Here is an 18,423-nt window from a genome sequence, read left to right as displayed (position 1 = left end):
AGTTCCCCATGCCGATTTCACCCTTGTCCGCACCGATCAGCCGCCGGTCACTCTTCCGCGGGGGCTTCGGTATCGGCGCCACCGCTCTCGTCGGTATCCCGATCCTCAGTGCCTGCGGTTCGGATTCCGCATCGTCGGACGACGGCAGCGTCTCGGCTCAAACCCAGTGGGTACCAACGGTCGAACAGGCCGGCACCTATGTCGCGGCCACCAACGGCTACTACACGTCGAGGGGCATCAACGTCAATGTTCTCGCGGGCGGACCCAACACTGCCGTCGACACGGTGGTGGTCTCGGGTAAGGCGGCACTCGGCAACGGGAATGCGGACGCGGTGGCCGAGATGATCAGCAACGGCGCGGACGTCAAGATCATCGGAACCCGCTTCCAACGCAGCCCATTCTGTGTGTACTCCCTCCAGGACAAGGCTCTGACCGACCCGAAGCAGATGATCGGAAAGAAGATCGGTGTCGCGGCGCAGAACGAGGCACCATTCCGAGTCCTGTGCGCCATCAACAACATCGACGTCGACGACCTGAACATCGTGCCCGTGCAGTTCGATCCGGCGCCGGTGGCCAACGGTGAAGTCGACGCACAGGTCGGGTTCCTCATCGACCAACCGGCCACGCTACGGGCACAGGGCCGCGACGTGAACGTCATGTTGTTCTCGGACTTCGGTTACAACGTCTTCTCGAGCGTCTGGTTCGCCACCACGGAGACCATCGAGAACCGGCCCGACATGCTCCTGTCTTTCCTCGGTGGCGAGCGGCAGGGCTGGCAGGAGAATCTCAAGGACCCGGCACTCGGCGCCCGACTTGCCGTGGAGGTCTACGGCAAGAACACCGGACTCGACCTCGCCCAACAGACCCTCGCCTCGGAGAGCATCGAAGCGCTGATGGTCACCCCTGAGGTGCCGGCCGCCGACCTCCTGACGATGACCGACGCCCAGATCGCAAGCAACATCGCCACACTCAAGTCGGCCGGAATCGACATCTCCGCTGATCAGCTCTTCGACACCAGCATCGTTGCCCGGCTGTGAGTTTCAACCGCCGCCCCGACCGGCTGACCACCGGCTTCGAGCGCATCCAGCACGCACCAGCACATGAGAACACGAGGAGCCCGGCATGATCCAGCAGGCCGACATCGCCATCACCGGAACAACCGTCATCATGCCGGACGGTCGCGATCCACTGGTCAACCACACGGTCCTGGTGGCCGGCGGGCACATCCAGGACCTGGTGCCCGCGTCGACAGCAGTGCAGGCCGCGAGGGTGATCGACGGGACACACTCGGCAGTGCTACCCGGCATGGTCAACGCGCACACCCACATCGCGTCGAACATGTTGCTGCGCGGACTGCTCGAGGACACCGAACTGTTCGCCTGGCTCGACACCATGTGGCGGCTGAAGAAGAACTTCGACCACGAGACCCTGTACTGGGCGTCGATGTGTGGTCTGGTCGAGATGGCCAAGTCCGGAATCACCTGTTTCAACGAGCATTTCGACGCTTATGCGGTGACGCCGCAGGCACGGGCCCTGCGCGAGGTGGGCCTGCGGGCCACGCTCGGGTACGGGTTCGCCGACGGCGGCGTCTACCGCGACGTCGGCCCCTGGTCCTGGGCCGCGGTCGAGGACTTCGACGCCGCGATCGCGCCGGTGGAAGGTCTCATCGACGACCGTGTCCGGTTGGCGCTCTCCCCCCACGCGCCGTATTCCTGCAGTGGTCCACTCTGGCAAGCGGTTCGGGGGCTCGCCGACGAGCGGTCGCTGCCGATCCACACCCACATCGCCGAAGGACTGAACGAGAGTGCCTACATGGCCTCGACATACGGGCGCACCACAGTCGAATGGCTCGACGACCTCGGGTTCCTCGGACCCGACATCACCGCCGCGCACTGCACACAACTGACCGCCGGTGACATCGCGCTGTTCGCCGAACACGGCGTCAAAGTGGCCCACTGTCCTTGCTGCAACGCAAAACTGGTGTCCGGGACCATGAATCTGAAAGGGCTGTGGGCGGCCGGGGTCACTGTCGGGCTCGGCACCGATGGTCCGGCGAGCCACAACACCCTGGACATGTTCCAAGAGATGAAGTTCGCTGCCATCACCCACAAACAGAGCACCGCCGATCCCACGTTCCTGACCACCCGCGAGGTGCTCCACATGGCCACCGCCCAGTCGGCGATTGCGATGCACCGACCCGAATTGGGGGCAATCCGGATCGGGGCGCCTGCCGATCTGGTTGTTGTCGATCTCGACCGACCGCATGTGGCACCCGTCTACGACGTAGAGGCCGCGCTGGTCTACAGCACACGCGCCGACGACGTCACCCACACCATCGTCGGGGGCGAGTTCGTCGTCGACAACGGCGAGGTCGTCGGGGTCGATGAAGCGCAGGTGGTCGCGAAGTTCCGAGAAAGCGCACTGCGCCTACGTGATCGATCGCAACCGACCGGCAAAGACCAGACACCGCACTGACCCCCGGATCCGCGCTCGTGTCGGCGGTGTAGTCCCAACAACCGACGCTTCCAAGAAAACAACCCGATGGCTTCCAAGGCCGCCACAGCATCGTCGCTGTCATGACAACTGACAGAAGCACTCACACGGCCGTGGTGAAACGCGCGACGCTGGCCGTCGTCTGCGTGACCACCGCGATGCTCATGCTGGACATCGCGGTGGTGAACACTGCACTGCCCTCCATCGCCGTTGATCTCGACGCCGGCCTCGGCGCCCTGCAGTGGGTGGTGGACGCCTACACTCTGGCGCTGGCCACCGTTGTACTCAGCGCCGGGTCGTGGGGTGATCGCCGAGGTCGACGCCACGTGTTCGTGATCGGCCTGGTGCTGTTCACACTCGCCTCACTGGCGTGTGCGGCCGCACCGACGATCGTTACCCTCGACATCGCGCGGGCAATCCAGGGGCTCGGTGGCGCAATGCTTTTCGCCTGCTCACTGGCCCTGCTCGCCGACGTGTTCGCGCCGGGCAAGGAACGTGCCGGTGCACTGGCCGCGTACGGCGCGACCATCGGTGGCGCGTTTGCGCTCGGACCACTGGTCGGTGGCATCCTCACCGAGTGGCTCGACTGGCGCGCCATCTTCTTCGTGAATCTCCCCATCGGGATCGTCGCACTGGTCGCCACCCTCAAATGGGTCCCGGAGTCACGGGACCCGAACTATCGACGTCTCGACATCGGCGGGCAGGTGCTCGCCTCGATCGCGCTGGCCGCACTGGTCCTCGGGCTGCTCCGGGGCAACGAGCACGGCTGGACCGAGACGATCACGGCGTTGTCGTTTGTGGTCGCCGCAGTCGCGGGGACTGCGTTTGTGGTGGTCGAGATGCGGGTCAGCCAACCGATGTTGCCATTGGAGATGTTCCGCAACCGGGCATTCACCGGCGCTCAGATCGCGGCGTTCGCGATCTCCGTGTCGTTGTTCTCGGTGTTCTTGTACACGACAATCTACCTGCAGAGCGTGCTCGGCCTCTCCCCGATCGAGGCGGGGCTGGTCTATCTGCCGGCGACGGTCGCCATGTTCATCGTCGCCGGTGCGACCGCACAGATCGGCGAGCGGGTACCCGACTGGATCATGTTGTCCGGGTCGCTGATGCTGGTCGGAGTGGGTTTGGCGATGACCACGGTCGTCGACGTCGACAGCTCCGGCCTGACGCTTCTGCCGGGCATGGTCGTAGCGATGGTCGGCGCCGGCATCTTCAACCCGGTGATGAGCAGACTGGTGCTCGATTCCAGTGCCGCAGAACATTCCGGCCTCGCCGCCGGCATCAACGACGCGTTCCGGCAGACCGGTATCGCGGTCGGTGTGGCTGCCCTGGGCGCCCTGATGCCGGCAGAGTCGGTGTTCGCTGCCGATCCGCACGAGTTCGTGTCCGGGCTCGACACGGCACTCTGGGTATCGGCCGCGGTCGCAGCGTTGGGCGCGATCATCGCCGCTTGGACCCTGCGTAGCGCACGCACCCCGGCAACCCCAGCCGCGGCGAAAGACCTGACAGCACAATCAGATCTGGTCTGAGCCTGCCCCGGCGATCAACCCCTCCCCTGATCGCCGACCGTCGACGTCGCCCCCATCAGGGGCGACGTCGACGACGACAGATCGGTGAAGCGTTGTCAGCCCCGCATCATGGCGCCGACAGTCAACGTGGCGTGAGCCAGCGCGGCGTCGCGACCCGCGGTGGCCTCGTCCTCGGTCAGGGTGCGGTCGTCGGCGCGGAAGCGCAGTGAGAACGTGAGGGACTTCTTGCCTTCACCCACCTGCTCGCCCGTGAAGACGTCGAACAGCGCGATGCTCTCGAGCAGTTCTCCCGCTCCGGCCTCCAATGCGACGCGGACGTCTTCGGCGGCCACATCGGCATCGACGACCACTGCGAGATCCTGCAGGACCGGCGGGTACGGCGAAATCCGCGGCGAGACAAGGTCATTGTTCACCGGGATGGCGTCGAGGTCGATCTCCAGGGCCAGTGAGCGCGACGGAAGGTGCAGCTTCTCCAACAACGCCGGATGCAGCTCGCCCGCCCAGCCGACCACGGCGTCGTCGGCGAGGATCTCGCCGCAACGACCGGGATGCCAGGGCACCTGCGCGGCCGACCGCAGCTTCAGTTCGACACCGGCGGCCTGCCCGATGATCGCGACCGCATCGAATATGTCGGTGGTGTCGGCGACGCGTCCCTTGCCCCACGGCCCGGCCGGTTCACGCAGTCCGGTCAGCACAGCGGCAACGTGCAGCGGCTGCGCCGGAAGTGATTCGACCAGCTCGGCGATCTGCTCCGCAGTGGGCCGCCGGTCCACCGGAAGCGCATCGATCGGGCGGACGTTCTGTCCACCCAGGACCACCTGACCGATCGTGTACATCGACAGATCACGTTGTCCGCGAGCGATGTTGCGACCGACCATCTCGAGCAGTCCGGGCAGCAACGTGGTGTTCAGCTCGGGACGGTCGGCCTCGAGCGGATTGAGCACGGTGACCGTGGCCCGACGCGGATCGTCGGCGGGCAGATTCCAGAGGTCGAAGACACCGGCAGGCATGAACGGGTACGGCAACACCTCCACGTAACCCGACAGCGCGAGGCTGCGCCCGACACTGCGGCGACGCAGCTGCCGCCGGGTCAGGCCCCGTCCGCCGGGGGCTTTGGGGAGCACAACCGGAATGTTCTCGTAGCCCTCGAGACGCAGTACCTCTTCGACGAGATCTGCGCTCAGGCGCAGGTCCGGTCGCCAGCTCGGCGGGGTGACGGTGAGCACGTCCCCCGCAGCTTCCACAGAGCAGCCCACCTGGACCAGGCGTCGCTGCGCGGTGCCCACCGGATAGTCGATGCCTGCGGTGTCCGATGGAGCCCGCTCCGACATCAACACGGTCGCCGCAGGGGCCACGGACCCGGCGTCTGTGTAGGTGGTATCGATTGTGCCGCCGCAGATCTCGGCGAGCAGCGCCGCGGCGCGCAGCAGCGCGATGTCGGTGACCTTCGGGTCGACAACCCGCTCGAAACGCTTGCTGGCCTCGCTGGTGAGTCGATGCCGTTTGGCGGTCCGGAACACCGAGACCGGGTTGAACGTCGCCGATTCCAGCAACACATCGGTGCTCTGTGCGTTGATCTCGGTGGCGCCACCGCCCATGACACCGGCCAGGGCGATCGGGCCCGTGTTGTCGGTGATGACAACGTCTTCCGGATCGAGATCCCGCACCACATCGTCGAGCGTGGTCAGCTTCTCCCCCGCGTTCGCACGGCGCACCCGGATGTCACCGGAGAGCTTGGCGGCGTCGAAGGCGTGCAGCGGCTGGCCGAGTTCGAGCATCACGTAGTTGGTGATGTCCACTGCCGCCGAGATCGGTCGCACGCCGGACAGCATGAGCCGCTTGACCATCCACCACGGGCTCGGGGCGGACGGATCGATACCGCGCACCACCAGCGCGCAATACCGGGTGGCACCGGAGTCCGGATCGAGGTGCACAGTCGGGACCGACTCGCCGGCCGTGGTCGGAAGCACCGGTGCCGTTGCCGGATCGGCGAACGGCAGGTCGAAGCTACAGGCCAGTTCGCGTGAGAGACCACGCGCCGAGAACGCGTAGCCGCGGTCCGGGGTGACGTTGACGTCGATGATGGTGTCGTCGAGGCCGAGCACCTCACGTGCGTCGGCACCGGGCGCCGCGGTCTCCGGCGGCAGCACCAGAATGCCACTGTGATCGTTGCCGACACCCAATTCGGTGACCGAGCAGATCATGCCGTCCGAGACCCTGCCGTACGTTGTGCGGGTCGCGATCGCGAAGCCCCCGGGCAGGACACAGCCGGGCAGCGCCGCGACGATCAGGTCGCCTTCGGCGAAGTTCCTTGCACCGCAGACGATGTCGCGGTCTTTCTCTTCACCCACATCGACCTGGCAGAAGCGGATGGGCTTCTTGAACTCGGTGAGTTCTTCGATCTTGGTGACCCGGCCGATCACCAGCGGACCGGTGATCTCCGGCAATCCGGTGATGTCTTCGATCTCGAATCCGACACGAACAAAGGCCTCATCGATCTCGGCGGACGGCTTGGCCCATCCGGGAGTGCCCTGTTGCAGGATCTCTGTCAGCCACGACTGCGCTAATTGCACTGGAAACTCAGCTCTTTCGTTGGTTCTGCGTACTCAGGCGCCGGGACCGAAGGGCACCGTGAAGCGGATGTCACCCTCGACCATGTCGCGCATGTCGGGCAGGTCGTTGCGGAACTGCAGGGTTCGTTCCAGTCCCATGCCGAAAGCGAATCCCGAGTAGACCTCGGGGTCGATGCCACTGGCGCGCAGGACATTCGGATGGACCATGCCGCAGCCACCCCATTCGACCCAGCCGGCGCCACCCTTCTTACCGGCGAACCAGACGTCCACCTCCGCCGAGGGTTCGGTGAACGGGAAGTAGCTCGGGCGCATCCGGGTGACCGTCTCGGGACCGAACAGCGCCTTGGCGAAGTGGTCGAGGGTGCCCCGCAGGTGTGCCATCGTCAGACCCTTGTCCACGGCAAGGCCCTCGACCTGATGGAACACCGGGGTGTGGGTCGCGTCGAGTTCATCGGTGCGGAAGGTGCGGCCCGGGCACGCGACGTAAATCGGCAATTCCCGCGACAACATGGCACGCACCTGCACCGGTGAGGTGTGCGTGCGCAGCACCTGACGTGACTCGGGCGGCGCGATGTAGAAGGTGTCCTGCATCGACCGGGCCGGATGATCCGGCAGAAAGTTCAGCGCATCGAAGTTGAAATGCTCGGTCTCGACCTCGGGTCCTTCGGCGATCTCCCAACCCATCCCGACGAACACGTCGGCGACCTGATCACCGATCACGGTGATCGGGTGACGGGCGCCAGGTGTCCGGCGGGCGGTCGGCAGGGTGACATCGATGGTCTCGGCGACCAGCACGGCGGCATCACGTTCGGCGGTCAGGACCGCAAGACGCTCGTCGTACGCCTTCTGCGCCTGTCCACGAGCAACATTGACGAGCTTCCCGGCCTGCGCCTTCTGCTCCTTCGGCAACGCGCCGAGTTCGCGGCGGGCCAATGCGATCGGCGACTTGTCACCGAGGTGCTCGGTCTTGGCAATTGCCAGCGCTGGCAGATCGACCGCGGCGGAAAATGCTGCGACGGCAGCGTCCACTGCGGTCGCCAATGTCTGGCTGTCGACGTCGGCCACGGCTGTGTTGACTCCCTTGAATATGACTTCTTAGAGCTGAAGTACGTCTGATGGAACTGGCTTGGCTCACCTGCGAGGGTAGTCGACCGCCGCAGTGGCATCGGCGCTGGCATAGAGGCAGATCGCGGCAGCGGCAGCCAGGTTGAGGCTCTCCGCGCGACCGTGGATCGGAATGGAGATCCGATGATCGGCCTGCGCCAAGATGTCGTCCGGCAGTCCGTGTGCCTCGTTGCCGAACAACCACGCGGTCGGGCCGGCGAGCACCTCACCGGCGTCGGGCAGGCTCAACTCGGCATCCCCGGCGGTTGCACAGATGGCCACACCGGCCTGGCGTAGCGCGGCGAGGACCTCGTCGACACTCCGCTCGCGTGCGACCGGAATGTGGAACACGCTGCCTGCTGTGGACCGGACGCACTTGCCGTTGTGCGGATCGACACTGTCGCCGGCGAGGATGACGCCGTCGGCGCCCATCGCATCGGCGGTCCGGATGAGGGTGCCCGCATTGCCCGGATCGGTCATCTCGACCGGCACCGCGAGCAGTCGCGGGGTGGCGCTCAGCACCTCTGACATCGGCACGTCGACCAGGTCGCAGACCACAAACAACCCGGTACTGGTGATGGTTTCGGCGAGCTTGTCGGCTGCCCCCGGGGAGATGGACACGACCTCGACGCCACCGGCCTGCGCCTGGTGCACCAGATCGGCGTACCGGTCGAGGGCTTCGTCGGTCGCCAACAGAATCCGTGCGCGACGCGATGCGATGGCCGCGTCGACGGCATTGAATCCCTCCGCGAGGAAGCTGCCTGCTTTACGCCGCGCCGCGGAACGGTGCAGCTTTGCATATGAAACAACCCGCGCCGAACGTTCGGTGAGAACGTCCGGCGCGGGGATGTTTATCTCGCTGCCGATCAGGCTGCGGGGGCGTTGACGTCAGCAGGCAGTGCCTGCTTGGCAACAGCGACCAGACCGGTGAACGCCTCGGGATCGCTCACGGCGATCTCGGCGAGGATCTTGCGGTCGACCTCGACACCAGCGATCTTCAGACCCTGGATGAAGCGGTTGTAGGTGATGTCATTGGCCCGCGCCGCAGCGTTGATACGCGCGATCCACAGCTTGCGGAACTCACCCTTGCGAGCGCGACGGTCGCGGTAGGCGTAAGTCAGCGAGTGCAGCTGCTGCTCTTTGGCCTTGCGGTAGAGACGCGAACGCTGTCCGCGGTAGCCCTTGGAAGCTTCCAGGGTTGAACGACGCTTCTTCTGGGCGTTTACCGCCCTTTTTACGCGTGCCATTGTTGATTTACCTCTTAGAATGTGGCAGCCGGGAACCGGCAGCGGGTGGTCTGGTGGGGAGCGTTAGATCTTCAGCAGGCGCTTGATGCGGGGCGCATCGTTCTCAGAAACGACGACGGTGCCATCGAGACGACGGGTCTGCTTGGAGGGCTTGTGCTCCATCAGGTGGCGACGGCCCGCACGCTGACGGACGATCTTGCCGCTACCGGTCACCTTGAAACGCTTAGCGGTTCCCTTGTGGGTTTTGGTCTTGGGCATGGGAATGCCTTTCTCTTCGTAACGCCTGTGGAGAGGGTCAGCTCTCAGGGTTGGCGGCCGGAGCCGGTCCTGAATCTGCCGCAGGCTTGGTGGGTGCACTCTGCTGGGGTTGCGCTTGCGCTTTTGGAGCTTGTGCTTGTGCTTGTGCTTGTGCCTTGGTCTTGGCGCCCTTGTGCGGGGCCAGGACCATCGTCATGTTGCGGCCATCCTGCTTGGCGGAGGTCTCGACGAACCCGTACTCGCCTACGTCGGAGCCCAAACGCTGCAGCAGTCGGTAACCGAGTTCGGGGCGCGACTGCTCCCGTCCACGGAACATGATCGTCACCTTGACCTTCGACCCGGCTTCGAGGAAGCGGATGACGTGACCTTTTTTGGTCTCGTAATCGTGGTCGTCGATCTTGGGGCGGAGCTTCTGCTCCTTGATGACGGTCATCTGCTGGTTGCGACGCGATTCGCGCTGCTTCTGTGCCGCCTCGTATTTGAACTTGCCGTAGTCCATGATCTTGCAGACCGGCGGACGCGCATTCGGGGCTACCTCGACCAGGTCGAGATCGGCCTCGATAGCCAAGCGCAGGGCATCTTCCACGCGGACAATGCCTACCTGCTCCGAGTTGGGGCCGACAAGACGGACCTCGGGTACTCGGATGCGCTCATTGATACGAGTCTCAGTGCTGATGGGGCCTCCTCATTTGTGTCCGCGTACGTAGGTGGTTCCTCGTGGCAGACGTTTTCGTCTCAGGTTGGACCGCGGTAGCAACTGGTGAAACAGATCCTCAGCGAAAAGGCCCCGGATCGATGATGATCATCGACGGGGCCCACACCGACCGGTATATGTCACCTATCGCATCCCAGCGATCACAGCCTCCAACGCGAAGACCCCCGGAGAATATTCCGCTTTCGCGGCATCTCCGGCGACAAAACCGGACCGTTCAACCGTACGATTGCTTCTTACGAAGACATCGACGTCGAGCGGTGGGAGTGTGAACTCCACTTGCAACCCCGGCGTGAACCAGGGCGGTCGTAGGTGAAAGTCTAACAGCCATGACGGAAAACCTGAATTCCGAGCCCGACGTGCGCGACCTGGCCGAGATCCCGGCCATCGAAGTGATCACCCGAGCCGCAGTCATGCTGATGAGCGCTGCGGCCGAAAAACTCGGCTTGTCCGAGCAAGATCCGTCGACGAGCCCGTACCTCGACCTCGATGAAGCCCGCAAACTGATCACCGCCCTGGCCGGGCTCATAGAGTCGTCGGTCGCCGACCTGGGCATCCACGCCTCCGCACTTCGCGATGGCCTCAAGAGCCTGCAACTCGCCTTCCGGGAGGCCAGCTCACATCCCGACGAACCCGGCAAGGGTCCCGGCGAGAAACAGACCGGCCCCGTCGCCGAGTAGCCCGCCCCCGATAATGTGCCCTTTTGGCGGCGCCCACCTGGGGTTTTGTTCGCCAAAAGGGCACATCTTCGGGTGTGCCAGGGGCTAGTGGTCAGTGGGTGACGGCGCCGACCGAGGCCGAACGCACAAGCTTTGCGTACTTGGAGAGCACGCCCCGCTGATACTTGTGGTCGAGCGGTTGCCAGTCTTGTTTGCGTGACTCGATCTCATCGGCGTCGACGAGGAGGTCGAGGGTGCGGCCGGCGATATCGACCCGGATGCGGTCACCGTCACGGATGAAGGCAACCGGTCCCCCGTCGGATGCCTCCGGCGCGATGTGCCCGATGCAGAGCCCGGTGGTGCCGCCGGAGAACCGTCCGTCGGTGAGCAACAACACATCCTTACCCAGGCCGGCACCCTTGATCGCGCCGGTGATCGCCAGCATCTCCCGCATCCCGGGTCCACCTTTGGGACCCTCGTACCGGATCACCACCACGTCGCCCGCCTGGATCACTCCATCGGCCAATGCGGCCAACGCACTCTGTTCCCGTTCGAAGACCCGCGCCGGGCCCTCGAAGGTGTCGGCGTCGAAGCCGGCTGACTTGACCACGGCACCCTCCGGCGCCAACGAGCCGTGCAGGATGGTGATGCCGCCGGTCTTGTGGATGGGGTTGTCGAGTGCCCGAATGACCTTCCCGTCGAGCGGGCCGATCTCCATTGCCTCGAGGTTCTCGGCCAAGGTCTTGCCGGTGACGGTGAGGGCATCGCCGTTGAGCAGGTCGGCATCCAGGAGCGCCTTCATGATGACCGGGATGCCGCCGTGGCGGTCGAAGTCGTTCATCACGTACCGACCGAACGGCTTGAGGTCACCCAGGTGGGGCGTGCGGTCGCCGATGCGGTTGAAGTCGTCGAGGTGCAGATCGACCTCGGCCTCGCTGGCGATGGCGAGCAGGTGCAGCACCGCGTTGGTCGAACCGCCGAGGGCCATGGTGACGGTAATCGCGTTCTCGAGTGCGGGTTTGGTGATGATGTCGCGGGTGGTGATCCCGAGCCGCAGCAGGTTGACCACCGCCTCCCCCGAACGATGGGCAAAGGCGTCCCGCCGTCGATCTGCGGCCGGTGGCGCGGCTGAACCCGGCAGGCTCATCCCCAGGGCTTCGGCGATCGACGCCATGGTGTTGGCGGTGTACATGCCACCGCAGGCCCCCTCACCCGGACAGATGGCCCGCTCGATCCGGCCCAGGTCCTCCTCGGACATCTTGCCCGCCCGGCAGGCCCCGACCGCTTCGAAGGCGTCGATCAGGGTGACATCTCGCTCGGTGCCGTCGGCCAGCTTGACCCAGCCCGGCGCGATGGTGCCCGCGTAGAGGAACACCGACGCCAGATCGAGTCGGGCCGCCGCCATCAACATGCCGGGCAGCGACTTGTCGCAACCGGCCAGCAGGACCGAACCGTCGAGGCGTTCGGCCGACATCACGGTCTCGACCGAATCGGCGATCACCTCACGCGAGACCAAAGAGAAATGCATACCCTCGTGGCCCATCGAGATGCCGTCGGAAACCGAGATGGTGCCGAACTCCAGCGGGTATCCGCCACCGGCGTGCACACCCTCCTTGCTGGCCTGGGCCAGCCGGTCGAGCGACAGATTGCAGGGGGTGATCTCGTTCCACGAACTACCGATGCCGATCTGGGGCTTTTCCCAGTCCTCATCACCCATCCCGACCGCACGAAGCATCCCGCGACTTGGAGCCGCACTGATCCCGTCCGTGACGGTGCGGCTACGGGGCTTCATGTCGACCATTGGAACTCCTTGGTGTTGTCGTCGGCCGGCGAGGATCTCGCCTGACCCGATCAGTCGTTCCGCACTCAGCCTGCGGTGACCGCTTTCTTACGTCCAGTCTGCTTTGCCGCCGCCTTCCGCGGGGCTGCTTTACGCGCAGGCGTCGGCGCTGCGGCACTCGTCGGCTTCAAGATCTCGGCTAGGAACTTGCCCGTATGGCTCAGCGGCTCGGCCGCGACATCTTCAGGTGTTCCCTCGACGACCACGGTGCCACCACCCGACCCGCCTTCCGGGCCCATGTCGATGACCCAGTCGGCGGTCTTGATGACGTCGAGGTTGTGTTCGATGACGATCACCGAGTTGCCCTTGTCTACGAGACCGTTGATCACATGGATCAACTTGCGGATGTCCTCGAAGTGCAGACCGGTGGTGGGCTCGTCGAGGATGTAGGCGGTGCGCCCGGTCGACCGTTTCTGCAGTTCAGCCGCCAGCTTCACGCGCTGCGCTTCACCACCGGACAGTGTTGTCGCCGGCTGCCCGAGCCGGACATAGCCCAGCCCGACCTCGTTGAGGGTCTTGAGGTACCGATGGATCGAGGTGATCGGCTCGAAGAACTCCGCAGCCACCTCGATGGGCATGTCGAGTACCTCGGAGATGGTTTTGCCCTTGTAGTGCACCTCGAGCGTTTCGCGGTTGTACCGCGCACCGTGACAAACCTCGCACGGCACGTAGACGTCGGGCAGGAAGTTCATCTCGATCTTGATCGTGCCCTCGCCCGAGCAGGCCTCGCAGCGGCCACCCTTGACGTTGAACGAGAACCGTCCCGGCTGGTAGCCACGGACCTTGGCTTCGGTGGTCGCGGCGAACAGCGTGCGGATCTTGTCGAACACACCGGTGTAGGTGGCCGGGTTGGATCGCGGGGTCCGGCCGATCGGCGACTGATCGACGCGGACCAGCTTGTCGAGGTTGTCCATCCCATTGATGCGGGTGTGCCTGCCGGGGACCTGACGCGCACCGTTGAGCTTGTTGGCCATCACCGTGGCCAGGATGTCGTTGACCAGAGTCGACTTACCCGACCCCGAGACACCGGTGACCGCCGTGAGAACACCCAGCGGGAACACGACATCGATACCCTGGAGGTTGTGCTCCCGGGCCCCGACAACGGTCAACTGCCGTTTCCGGTCGATCGGTCGCCGAGTCTCCGGGACCTCCAGCCTCGAACGCCCCGAAAGGTACGCGCCCGTGATGGATTCCTCGTTCCTCAGCAGGTCTTTGTAGCTGCCGCTGTGGACAACCCGACCGCCGTGTTCACCGGCGTGGGGGCCGATGTCGACGATCCAGTCCGCAGAACGGATGGTGTCCTCGTCATGCTCGACCACGATCAGGGTGTTGCCCAGGTCGCGCAGCCTGGTGAGGGTGTCGATGAGCCGCCGGTTGTCACGCTGATGCAGACCGATGGACGGTTCGTCCAGAACGTAGAGGACACCGGCCAGACCGGAACCGATCTGGGTCGCCAGCCGGATGCGCTGCGCCTCACCGCCGGACAGTGAACCCGCTGCCCGGGAGAGCGACAGATACTCCAGGCCCACGTCCAGCAGGAAGCGGATGCGTGACTGCACCTCTTTGAGGACCTGGCCGGCGATGGCCTCCTCACGCTTTCCGAGTTTGAGGTCGGAGAGGTAGTCGGCGCATTCAGCGACCGACAAGGCGCAGACCTCGGCGATCGACTTCTCACCGAACCGCTTGTGGTCGAGGGTGACCGCCAAGATCTCCGGACGCAGACGGGCGCCGTTACAGGTGGGGCACGGGATGTCCCGCATGTAGCCCTCGTACCGGTCTTTCATCTGCTCGGATTCGGTCTGTTCCATCCGGCGATGCAGGAACGACATCACACCTTCGAACTCGGTGTAATACGAGCGGGTGCGGCCGTAGCGGTTACGGAACTGCACATGAACCTGATGTTCACTGCCGTTGAGGATCGCCCGGCGGGCCTTGACCGGCAGCTTTTTCCACGGGGTGTCGGTGTCGAAACCCATGGCGTCGCCGAGTCCGGACAACAACCGCAGGAAGTAGTCGGCGTTGTGGCCACCCGCCCACGGCGCGATGGCACCCTCGGCGAGCGTCAGATCGGCATCCGGGACGACCAGTTCCTCGTCTACCTCTTTACGGATACCGAGGCCATCGCAATCGGGGCAGGCACCGTAGGGCGAGTTGAACGAGAACGAGCGGGGCTCGAGATCGTCGATCGCGATGGGGTGACCGTTGGGGCAGGCCATCCGCTCGGAGAACCGGCGCTCACGATCCGGATCGTTTTCTTCCAGATCGACGAAGTCGAGAACGATCACACCGTCGGCCAAACCGAGCGCGGTCTCCACCGAATCGGTGAGTCGCTGTTTGGCCGAGGCCTTCACCGCAAGCCGGTCGACGACCACCTCGATGTCGTGCTTCTCCTGCTTCTTGAGCTTCGGAGGATCAGCCAGCTGATGGACCACACCGTCGATACGTGCGCGCGAGAAACCCTGCGTCTGCAACGTGCCGAACAGATCGACGAACTCACCTTTGCGGGTCCGGACCACCGGCGCGAGCACCTGGAACCGGATGCCCTCTTCCATCGCCAGCACCTGATCGACGATCTGCTGCGGGGTCTGCTTCTCGATGGCCGCCCCGCACTCGGGGCAATGTGCCTTGCCTGCGCGCGCATACAACAGACGGAGGTAGTCGTAGACCTCGGTGATGGTGCCGACCGTTGACCGCGGGTTGCGGTTGGTCGACTTCTGGTCGATCGAGACCGCCGGAGACAGACCCTCGATGAAGTCGACGTCGGGCTTGTCCATCTGTCCGAGGAACTGCCGGGCGTATGCCGAGAGCGATTCGACGTATCGGCGCTGGCCCTCGGCGAAGATCGTGTCGAAGGCCAGGCTCGACTTCCCGGAGCCCGAAAGCCCGGTGAAAACGATCAAACTGTCGCGCGGGAGATCCACGTCGACGCCGCGAAGATTGTGTTCGCGGGCTCCGCGCACGATGAGTCGATCAACCACTGTGGTCCTTTTCGGGTTCAAATTAGTTCAAATCAGTACTGTGCCGACCATCACTGATCAGCTGTTGGGCGTGCGCCAGAGGCGTACCCGGCAATGCTAGAGGCACCTACTGACAAGATACCGGCGGCAACAGAGCCTGCCAGTCGATCGCACTGCCTGCAGCACCCCGTCAAACCTTCTGACCTGCGAAAACCTTCACCACCCAGAGTGTGAGCAAAGCAACGATCACAAACGGCAACCACACCGCCGCCATACCTATTCCGCGGTAGGCGCCGGCACCGGCAAACGCGCCGACGGCCATCGCCGACCACATCAGGAAACTCCGGACCCACCCCCATCGCGGGCCACCGAACGCCGCATCGACCAGCCGCTGCGCCGCCTTCACCAGGGTGCCGGTCATATAGGTCAACCCCACCGAGACCACCCCCGATTTCTCGAACACCGAGTTGAGCGCGCCCATCGCGACCGCGACGACCATCAACGACACGTATCCCGACCACACCGCAGCGATCACCGCAGACACCCCGAGAAGTGTTGTCACCGAACACAACACCGCGATTCGGCCGTGTACCTCGGCAGTGAGGCGCCGGACGATTGAACCCACCATGACCCCGACCACGAACAATCCGATGATCAGCAGGCAACGCAACCCCGCACTCGTCATGCCCTCGACAAACGACGTCGACATCTGCGTCGTGTTGCCGCTCATGAATGAGATGAAGTAGCCGCCGAGATGGATGAACGCCACCGCGTCCAGAAAACCTGCCACCCCGGTCAATGCAGTGGCCAGTGCCAGTTCACTGCGATCGATCGTGTTCAAGGCCGCACCGTCACAATCCACAACACCCGGCCGAGTCCGGGCAATGGGCTCAATTATGCGTCACCGGCCGGGTACAGCCGGGCTGATGGAAAGCCGGTGGCGGCTACTCATCTGGGTCGCCCGCGGCACCATCGGCACAGATTCGGGGGCAGGCGACCCCCAAACCCTCATCCGGACGGTTAGGGTTGTTCCCATGAGTGCAGCGGCCCCGATTTCCGACAACTACACCGGCGACTTCAGCAATTCGGATGTGCCACAACGCAAAACCACACCGAATGCGACGATCCTCAAATTGTCCGTCGGCCCGATGGACAACAACGTTTACGTCATCACCTGCCGTGAAACCGGCAAGGGTCTGTTGATCGACGCCGCCAACGAAGCCGATGTCCTGATCGACCTGATCAAGGCACACGGCCACATCGAATCGATCTTCACCACCCACTGGCATCCCGACCACTGGATCGCACTCGAAGAGGTGGTCAAGGCAACCGGCCTGCCCACCGCGGCGGGCCGGATCGATGCCCCACCGATCCAGGTGGCCACCGATCGGCTCGTCGATGAGGGCGACGTCATCGAGGTCGGCAACCTGAAGCTGGGGACCATCCACGTCAAAGGCCACACCGATGGTTCCATCGCCCTGTTCTTCGACGACGACGTCACCCACCTGTTCACCGGCGACTGTCTGTTCCCCGGCGGTGTCGGCAAATCGCAGACACCGGAAGACTTCGAGTCGCTGATCAGCGACGTCAAGACGAAGCTGTTCGACCGATTCGACGACAGCACGGTGGTCTATCCCGGTCACGGACTCGACACCACCCTGGGTGCCGAGCGCCCCCATCTCGACGAATGGCGTGAGCGAGGCTGGTAGAAGTTCGCTCCGCGGGGTACCCACCCAACGTCTATAGGCTCAACAGAGTCCATTAGCCCAGAAGTTCGACAAGCAGATTCGACTTAGAACAGTGTCTTTGAGGAGGCCCTTCATGCTGATTCGCCGAATTGCCCGTCCCATGCTCGCCGCAGCGTTCATCGCCACCGGGGTCGAGGTGATCCGACGGCCGGAAGTACTGGCCGAGGCTGCGCAGCCCTACGTCGACAAGGCAAAGGTCGCGCTGCCGCCCGCAGCCGCCGACCTGATCCCGGCCGACACGCAGATTCTCGTCCGCGTCAACGGCGCCATTCACATCGTCGGCGGTCTGGCCCTGGCCACCGGGAAGTTCCCGCGGCTGGCGGCACTGTCGCTGGCGGGGGTTGTGGTCCCGACCACATTGGCCGGCCACGACTTCTGGAACGAAACCGACCCACACGAGCGCGCCGAACAGCAGGCGCACTTCATCCAGAACGTCGGTCTGCTCGGCGGACTGCTGCTCGCGACGGTCGACACCGAGGGCAAGCCGTCGCTCGCTTGGCGCGGACGCAAGGCCGCCGCCGTCGCCGGCGGGAAGGTGGCCGCCGCGCTGCCCTCCGGTTCATCCGGTTCGGCGACAACCGAGGTGCTCACCGACAAGGCCACGCATCTCGCCGGGGTGGTCTCCGAGCGCAGCGGAGAGCTGGCCGAGGTCGCAGCGGATCGAGGTGGCAAGTTCGCCGATGTGGCTTCCGAGCGCGCATCCGAACTCGCGCGCAAGGCATCGGAAAAGGCGGCAACGTTCGCTGACGTGGCGGTCGAACGTGGGTCCGAGTTCTCGGATGTCGCGGCCAAGCGCGGAGCTGTCCTCGCGGGAATCGCTGCCGAGCGGGCCTCTGAGTTCGCCGACGTCGCGTCGAAGCGGGGCGAACATCTGGCGGAACTGACTTCTGATCGGGCTGCCACGCTCTCCAAGGCTGCCGCCAAGAAGCAGGCCAAGCTGGGCAAGCAGGCAGGCAAGAAGCACGCGAAGTTCGCCAAGCTCGCCGCAAAGGAGCAGGCCAAGTTCGCGAAGAAGGCCGCCAAGAACAGTTCGACCGCCAAAGATCTTGCGGCCGAGCGAGGCGCGGAGCTCGCGGATTCGGCGGCGAAGGCCTGGGCGTCGACCAACGGCTACGCCGGGCACTACCTGAACACGGTGCGCGACAGGACCCCCGAGTTGGTCGAGTACGTGCGTGAGCATGGCTCCGAGGTTGCCGCGCGCACCGCCGACGAAAGCGCCAAGCTCTCGGCCCTTGCACGTGAGCAGGCCAAGAAGGCACAGAAGAGAGCAGAAAAAGCTCTCTAGTTGAATCCCGGTGGGTGC

At 64.6% G+C, this 18,423-nt stretch carries 15 protein-coding genes; 6 read left to right on the top strand and 9 right to left on the bottom strand.

The genetic code is table 11. From position 1 onward, the window contains the following. Window positions 1–8 precede the first annotated feature (8 nt). From AC1D75_RS14720 to AC1D75_RS14710, 3 genes are all read left to right on the top strand, one after another. The gene (locus tag AC1D75_RS14720; protein WP_495515906.1) at window positions 9–1,037 is read left to right on the top strand and encodes an ABC transporter substrate-binding protein; all 1,029 of its coding nucleotides are present in this window, start codon (window positions 9–11) and stop codon (window positions 1,035–1,037) included. A gap of 85 nt (window positions 1,038–1,122) precedes the next feature. Next, the gene (locus tag AC1D75_RS14715; protein WP_495515905.1) at window positions 1,123–2,475 is read left to right on the top strand and encodes an amidohydrolase family protein; all 1,353 of its coding nucleotides are present in this window, start codon (window positions 1,123–1,125) and stop codon (window positions 2,473–2,475) included. 101 nt (window positions 2,476–2,576) lie between these two features. Continuing rightward, the gene (locus AC1D75_RS14710) at window positions 2,577–4,022 is read left to right on the top strand and encodes an MFS transporter (RefSeq protein ID WP_495515904.1); all 1,446 of its coding nucleotides are present in this window, start codon (window positions 2,577–2,579) and stop codon (window positions 4,020–4,022) included. Between the two features lie 95 nt (window positions 4,023–4,117). On the opposite strand, the gene pheT is transcribed toward AC1D75_RS14710, so the two are convergent. From pheT to infC, 6 genes are all read right to left on the bottom strand, one after another. Then, a complete protein-coding gene (pheT, locus tag AC1D75_RS14705; protein WP_495515903.1) occupies window positions 4,118–6,595 on the bottom strand; it encodes a phenylalanine--tRNA ligase subunit beta in 2,478 nt (825 codons plus the stop codon). Window positions 6,596–6,628: 33 nt separating this feature from the next. Next, window positions 6,629–7,660: a phenylalanine--tRNA ligase subunit alpha gene (pheS, locus tag AC1D75_RS14700; RefSeq protein WP_495515902.1), complete on the bottom strand. Its 1,032-nt coding sequence runs from the start codon at window positions 7,658–7,660 to the stop codon at window positions 6,629–6,631. Window positions 7,661–7,726: 66 nt separating this feature from the next. Beyond that, window positions 7,727–8,548 (bottom strand): TrmH family RNA methyltransferase, encoded by an 822-nt coding sequence (locus tag AC1D75_RS14695; RefSeq protein ID WP_495516092.1) that lies wholly within the window; start codon window positions 8,546–8,548, stop codon window positions 7,727–7,729. Window positions 8,549–8,565: 17 nt separating this feature from the next. Further along, window positions 8,566–8,946: a 50S ribosomal protein L20 gene (gene rplT / locus AC1D75_RS14690; RefSeq protein WP_214242162.1), complete on the bottom strand. Its 381-nt coding sequence runs from the start codon at window positions 8,944–8,946 to the stop codon at window positions 8,566–8,568. 63 nt (window positions 8,947–9,009) lie between these two features. Beyond that, window positions 9,010–9,204: a 50S ribosomal protein L35 gene (rpmI, locus tag AC1D75_RS14685; protein ID WP_495515901.1), complete on the bottom strand. Its 195-nt coding sequence runs from the start codon at window positions 9,202–9,204 to the stop codon at window positions 9,010–9,012. 37 nt (window positions 9,205–9,241) lie between these two features. Further along, window positions 9,242–9,880 carry a translation initiation factor IF-3 gene (gene infC / locus AC1D75_RS14680; protein WP_482141948.1) on the bottom strand — a complete coding sequence of 213 codons (639 nt, stop codon included), beginning with the start codon at window positions 9,878–9,880 and terminating at the stop codon, window positions 9,242–9,244. Between the two features lie 365 nt (window positions 9,881–10,245). On the opposite strand from infC, the gene AC1D75_RS14675 reads away from it, so the two are divergent. Further along, window positions 10,246–10,596: a DUF1844 domain-containing protein gene (locus AC1D75_RS14675; RefSeq protein WP_495515900.1), complete on the top strand. Its 351-nt coding sequence runs from the start codon at window positions 10,246–10,248 to the stop codon at window positions 10,594–10,596. Between the two features lie 91 nt (window positions 10,597–10,687). Here AC1D75_RS14675 and ilvD read toward each other — a convergent pair whose 3' ends face one another. From ilvD to AC1D75_RS14660, 3 genes are all read right to left on the bottom strand, one after another. Then, on the bottom strand, window positions 10,688–12,376 hold the full coding sequence (ilvD, locus tag AC1D75_RS14670) for a dihydroxy-acid dehydratase (RefSeq protein WP_495515899.1): 1,689 nt from the start codon (window positions 12,374–12,376) through the stop codon (window positions 10,688–10,690). A gap of 65 nt (window positions 12,377–12,441) precedes the next feature. Then, on the bottom strand, window positions 12,442–15,393 hold the full coding sequence (gene uvrA / locus AC1D75_RS14665) for an excinuclease ABC subunit UvrA (protein ID WP_495515898.1): 2,952 nt from the start codon (window positions 15,391–15,393) through the stop codon (window positions 12,442–12,444). Between the two features lie 169 nt (window positions 15,394–15,562). Next, window positions 15,563–16,189, bottom strand: coding sequence for a YoaK family protein (locus AC1D75_RS14660; RefSeq protein ID WP_495516091.1), 627 nt, complete (start codon window positions 16,187–16,189; stop codon window positions 15,563–15,565). 217 nt (window positions 16,190–16,406) lie between these two features. Here AC1D75_RS14660 and AC1D75_RS14655 point away from each other — a divergent pair, with 217 nt between their 5' ends. Together AC1D75_RS14655 and AC1D75_RS14650 are read left to right on the top strand one after the other, a co-directional pair. Next, the gene (locus AC1D75_RS14655; RefSeq protein WP_495515897.1) at window positions 16,407–17,081 is read left to right on the top strand and encodes an MBL fold metallo-hydrolase; all 675 of its coding nucleotides are present in this window, start codon (window positions 16,407–16,409) and stop codon (window positions 17,079–17,081) included. 112 nt (window positions 17,082–17,193) lie between these two features. Beyond that, a complete protein-coding gene (locus AC1D75_RS14650; RefSeq protein ID WP_495515896.1) occupies window positions 17,194–18,405 on the top strand; it encodes a DoxX family protein in 1,212 nt (403 codons plus the stop codon). Window positions 18,406–18,423: the final 18 nt, after the last annotated feature.

The sequence above is a fragment of the Williamsia sp. Y712 genome (assembly GCF_059445525.1).
The sequence above is the reverse complement of the archived record's forward strand: the minus strand, read 5'-3'. Positions and strand labels throughout refer to the sequence as shown.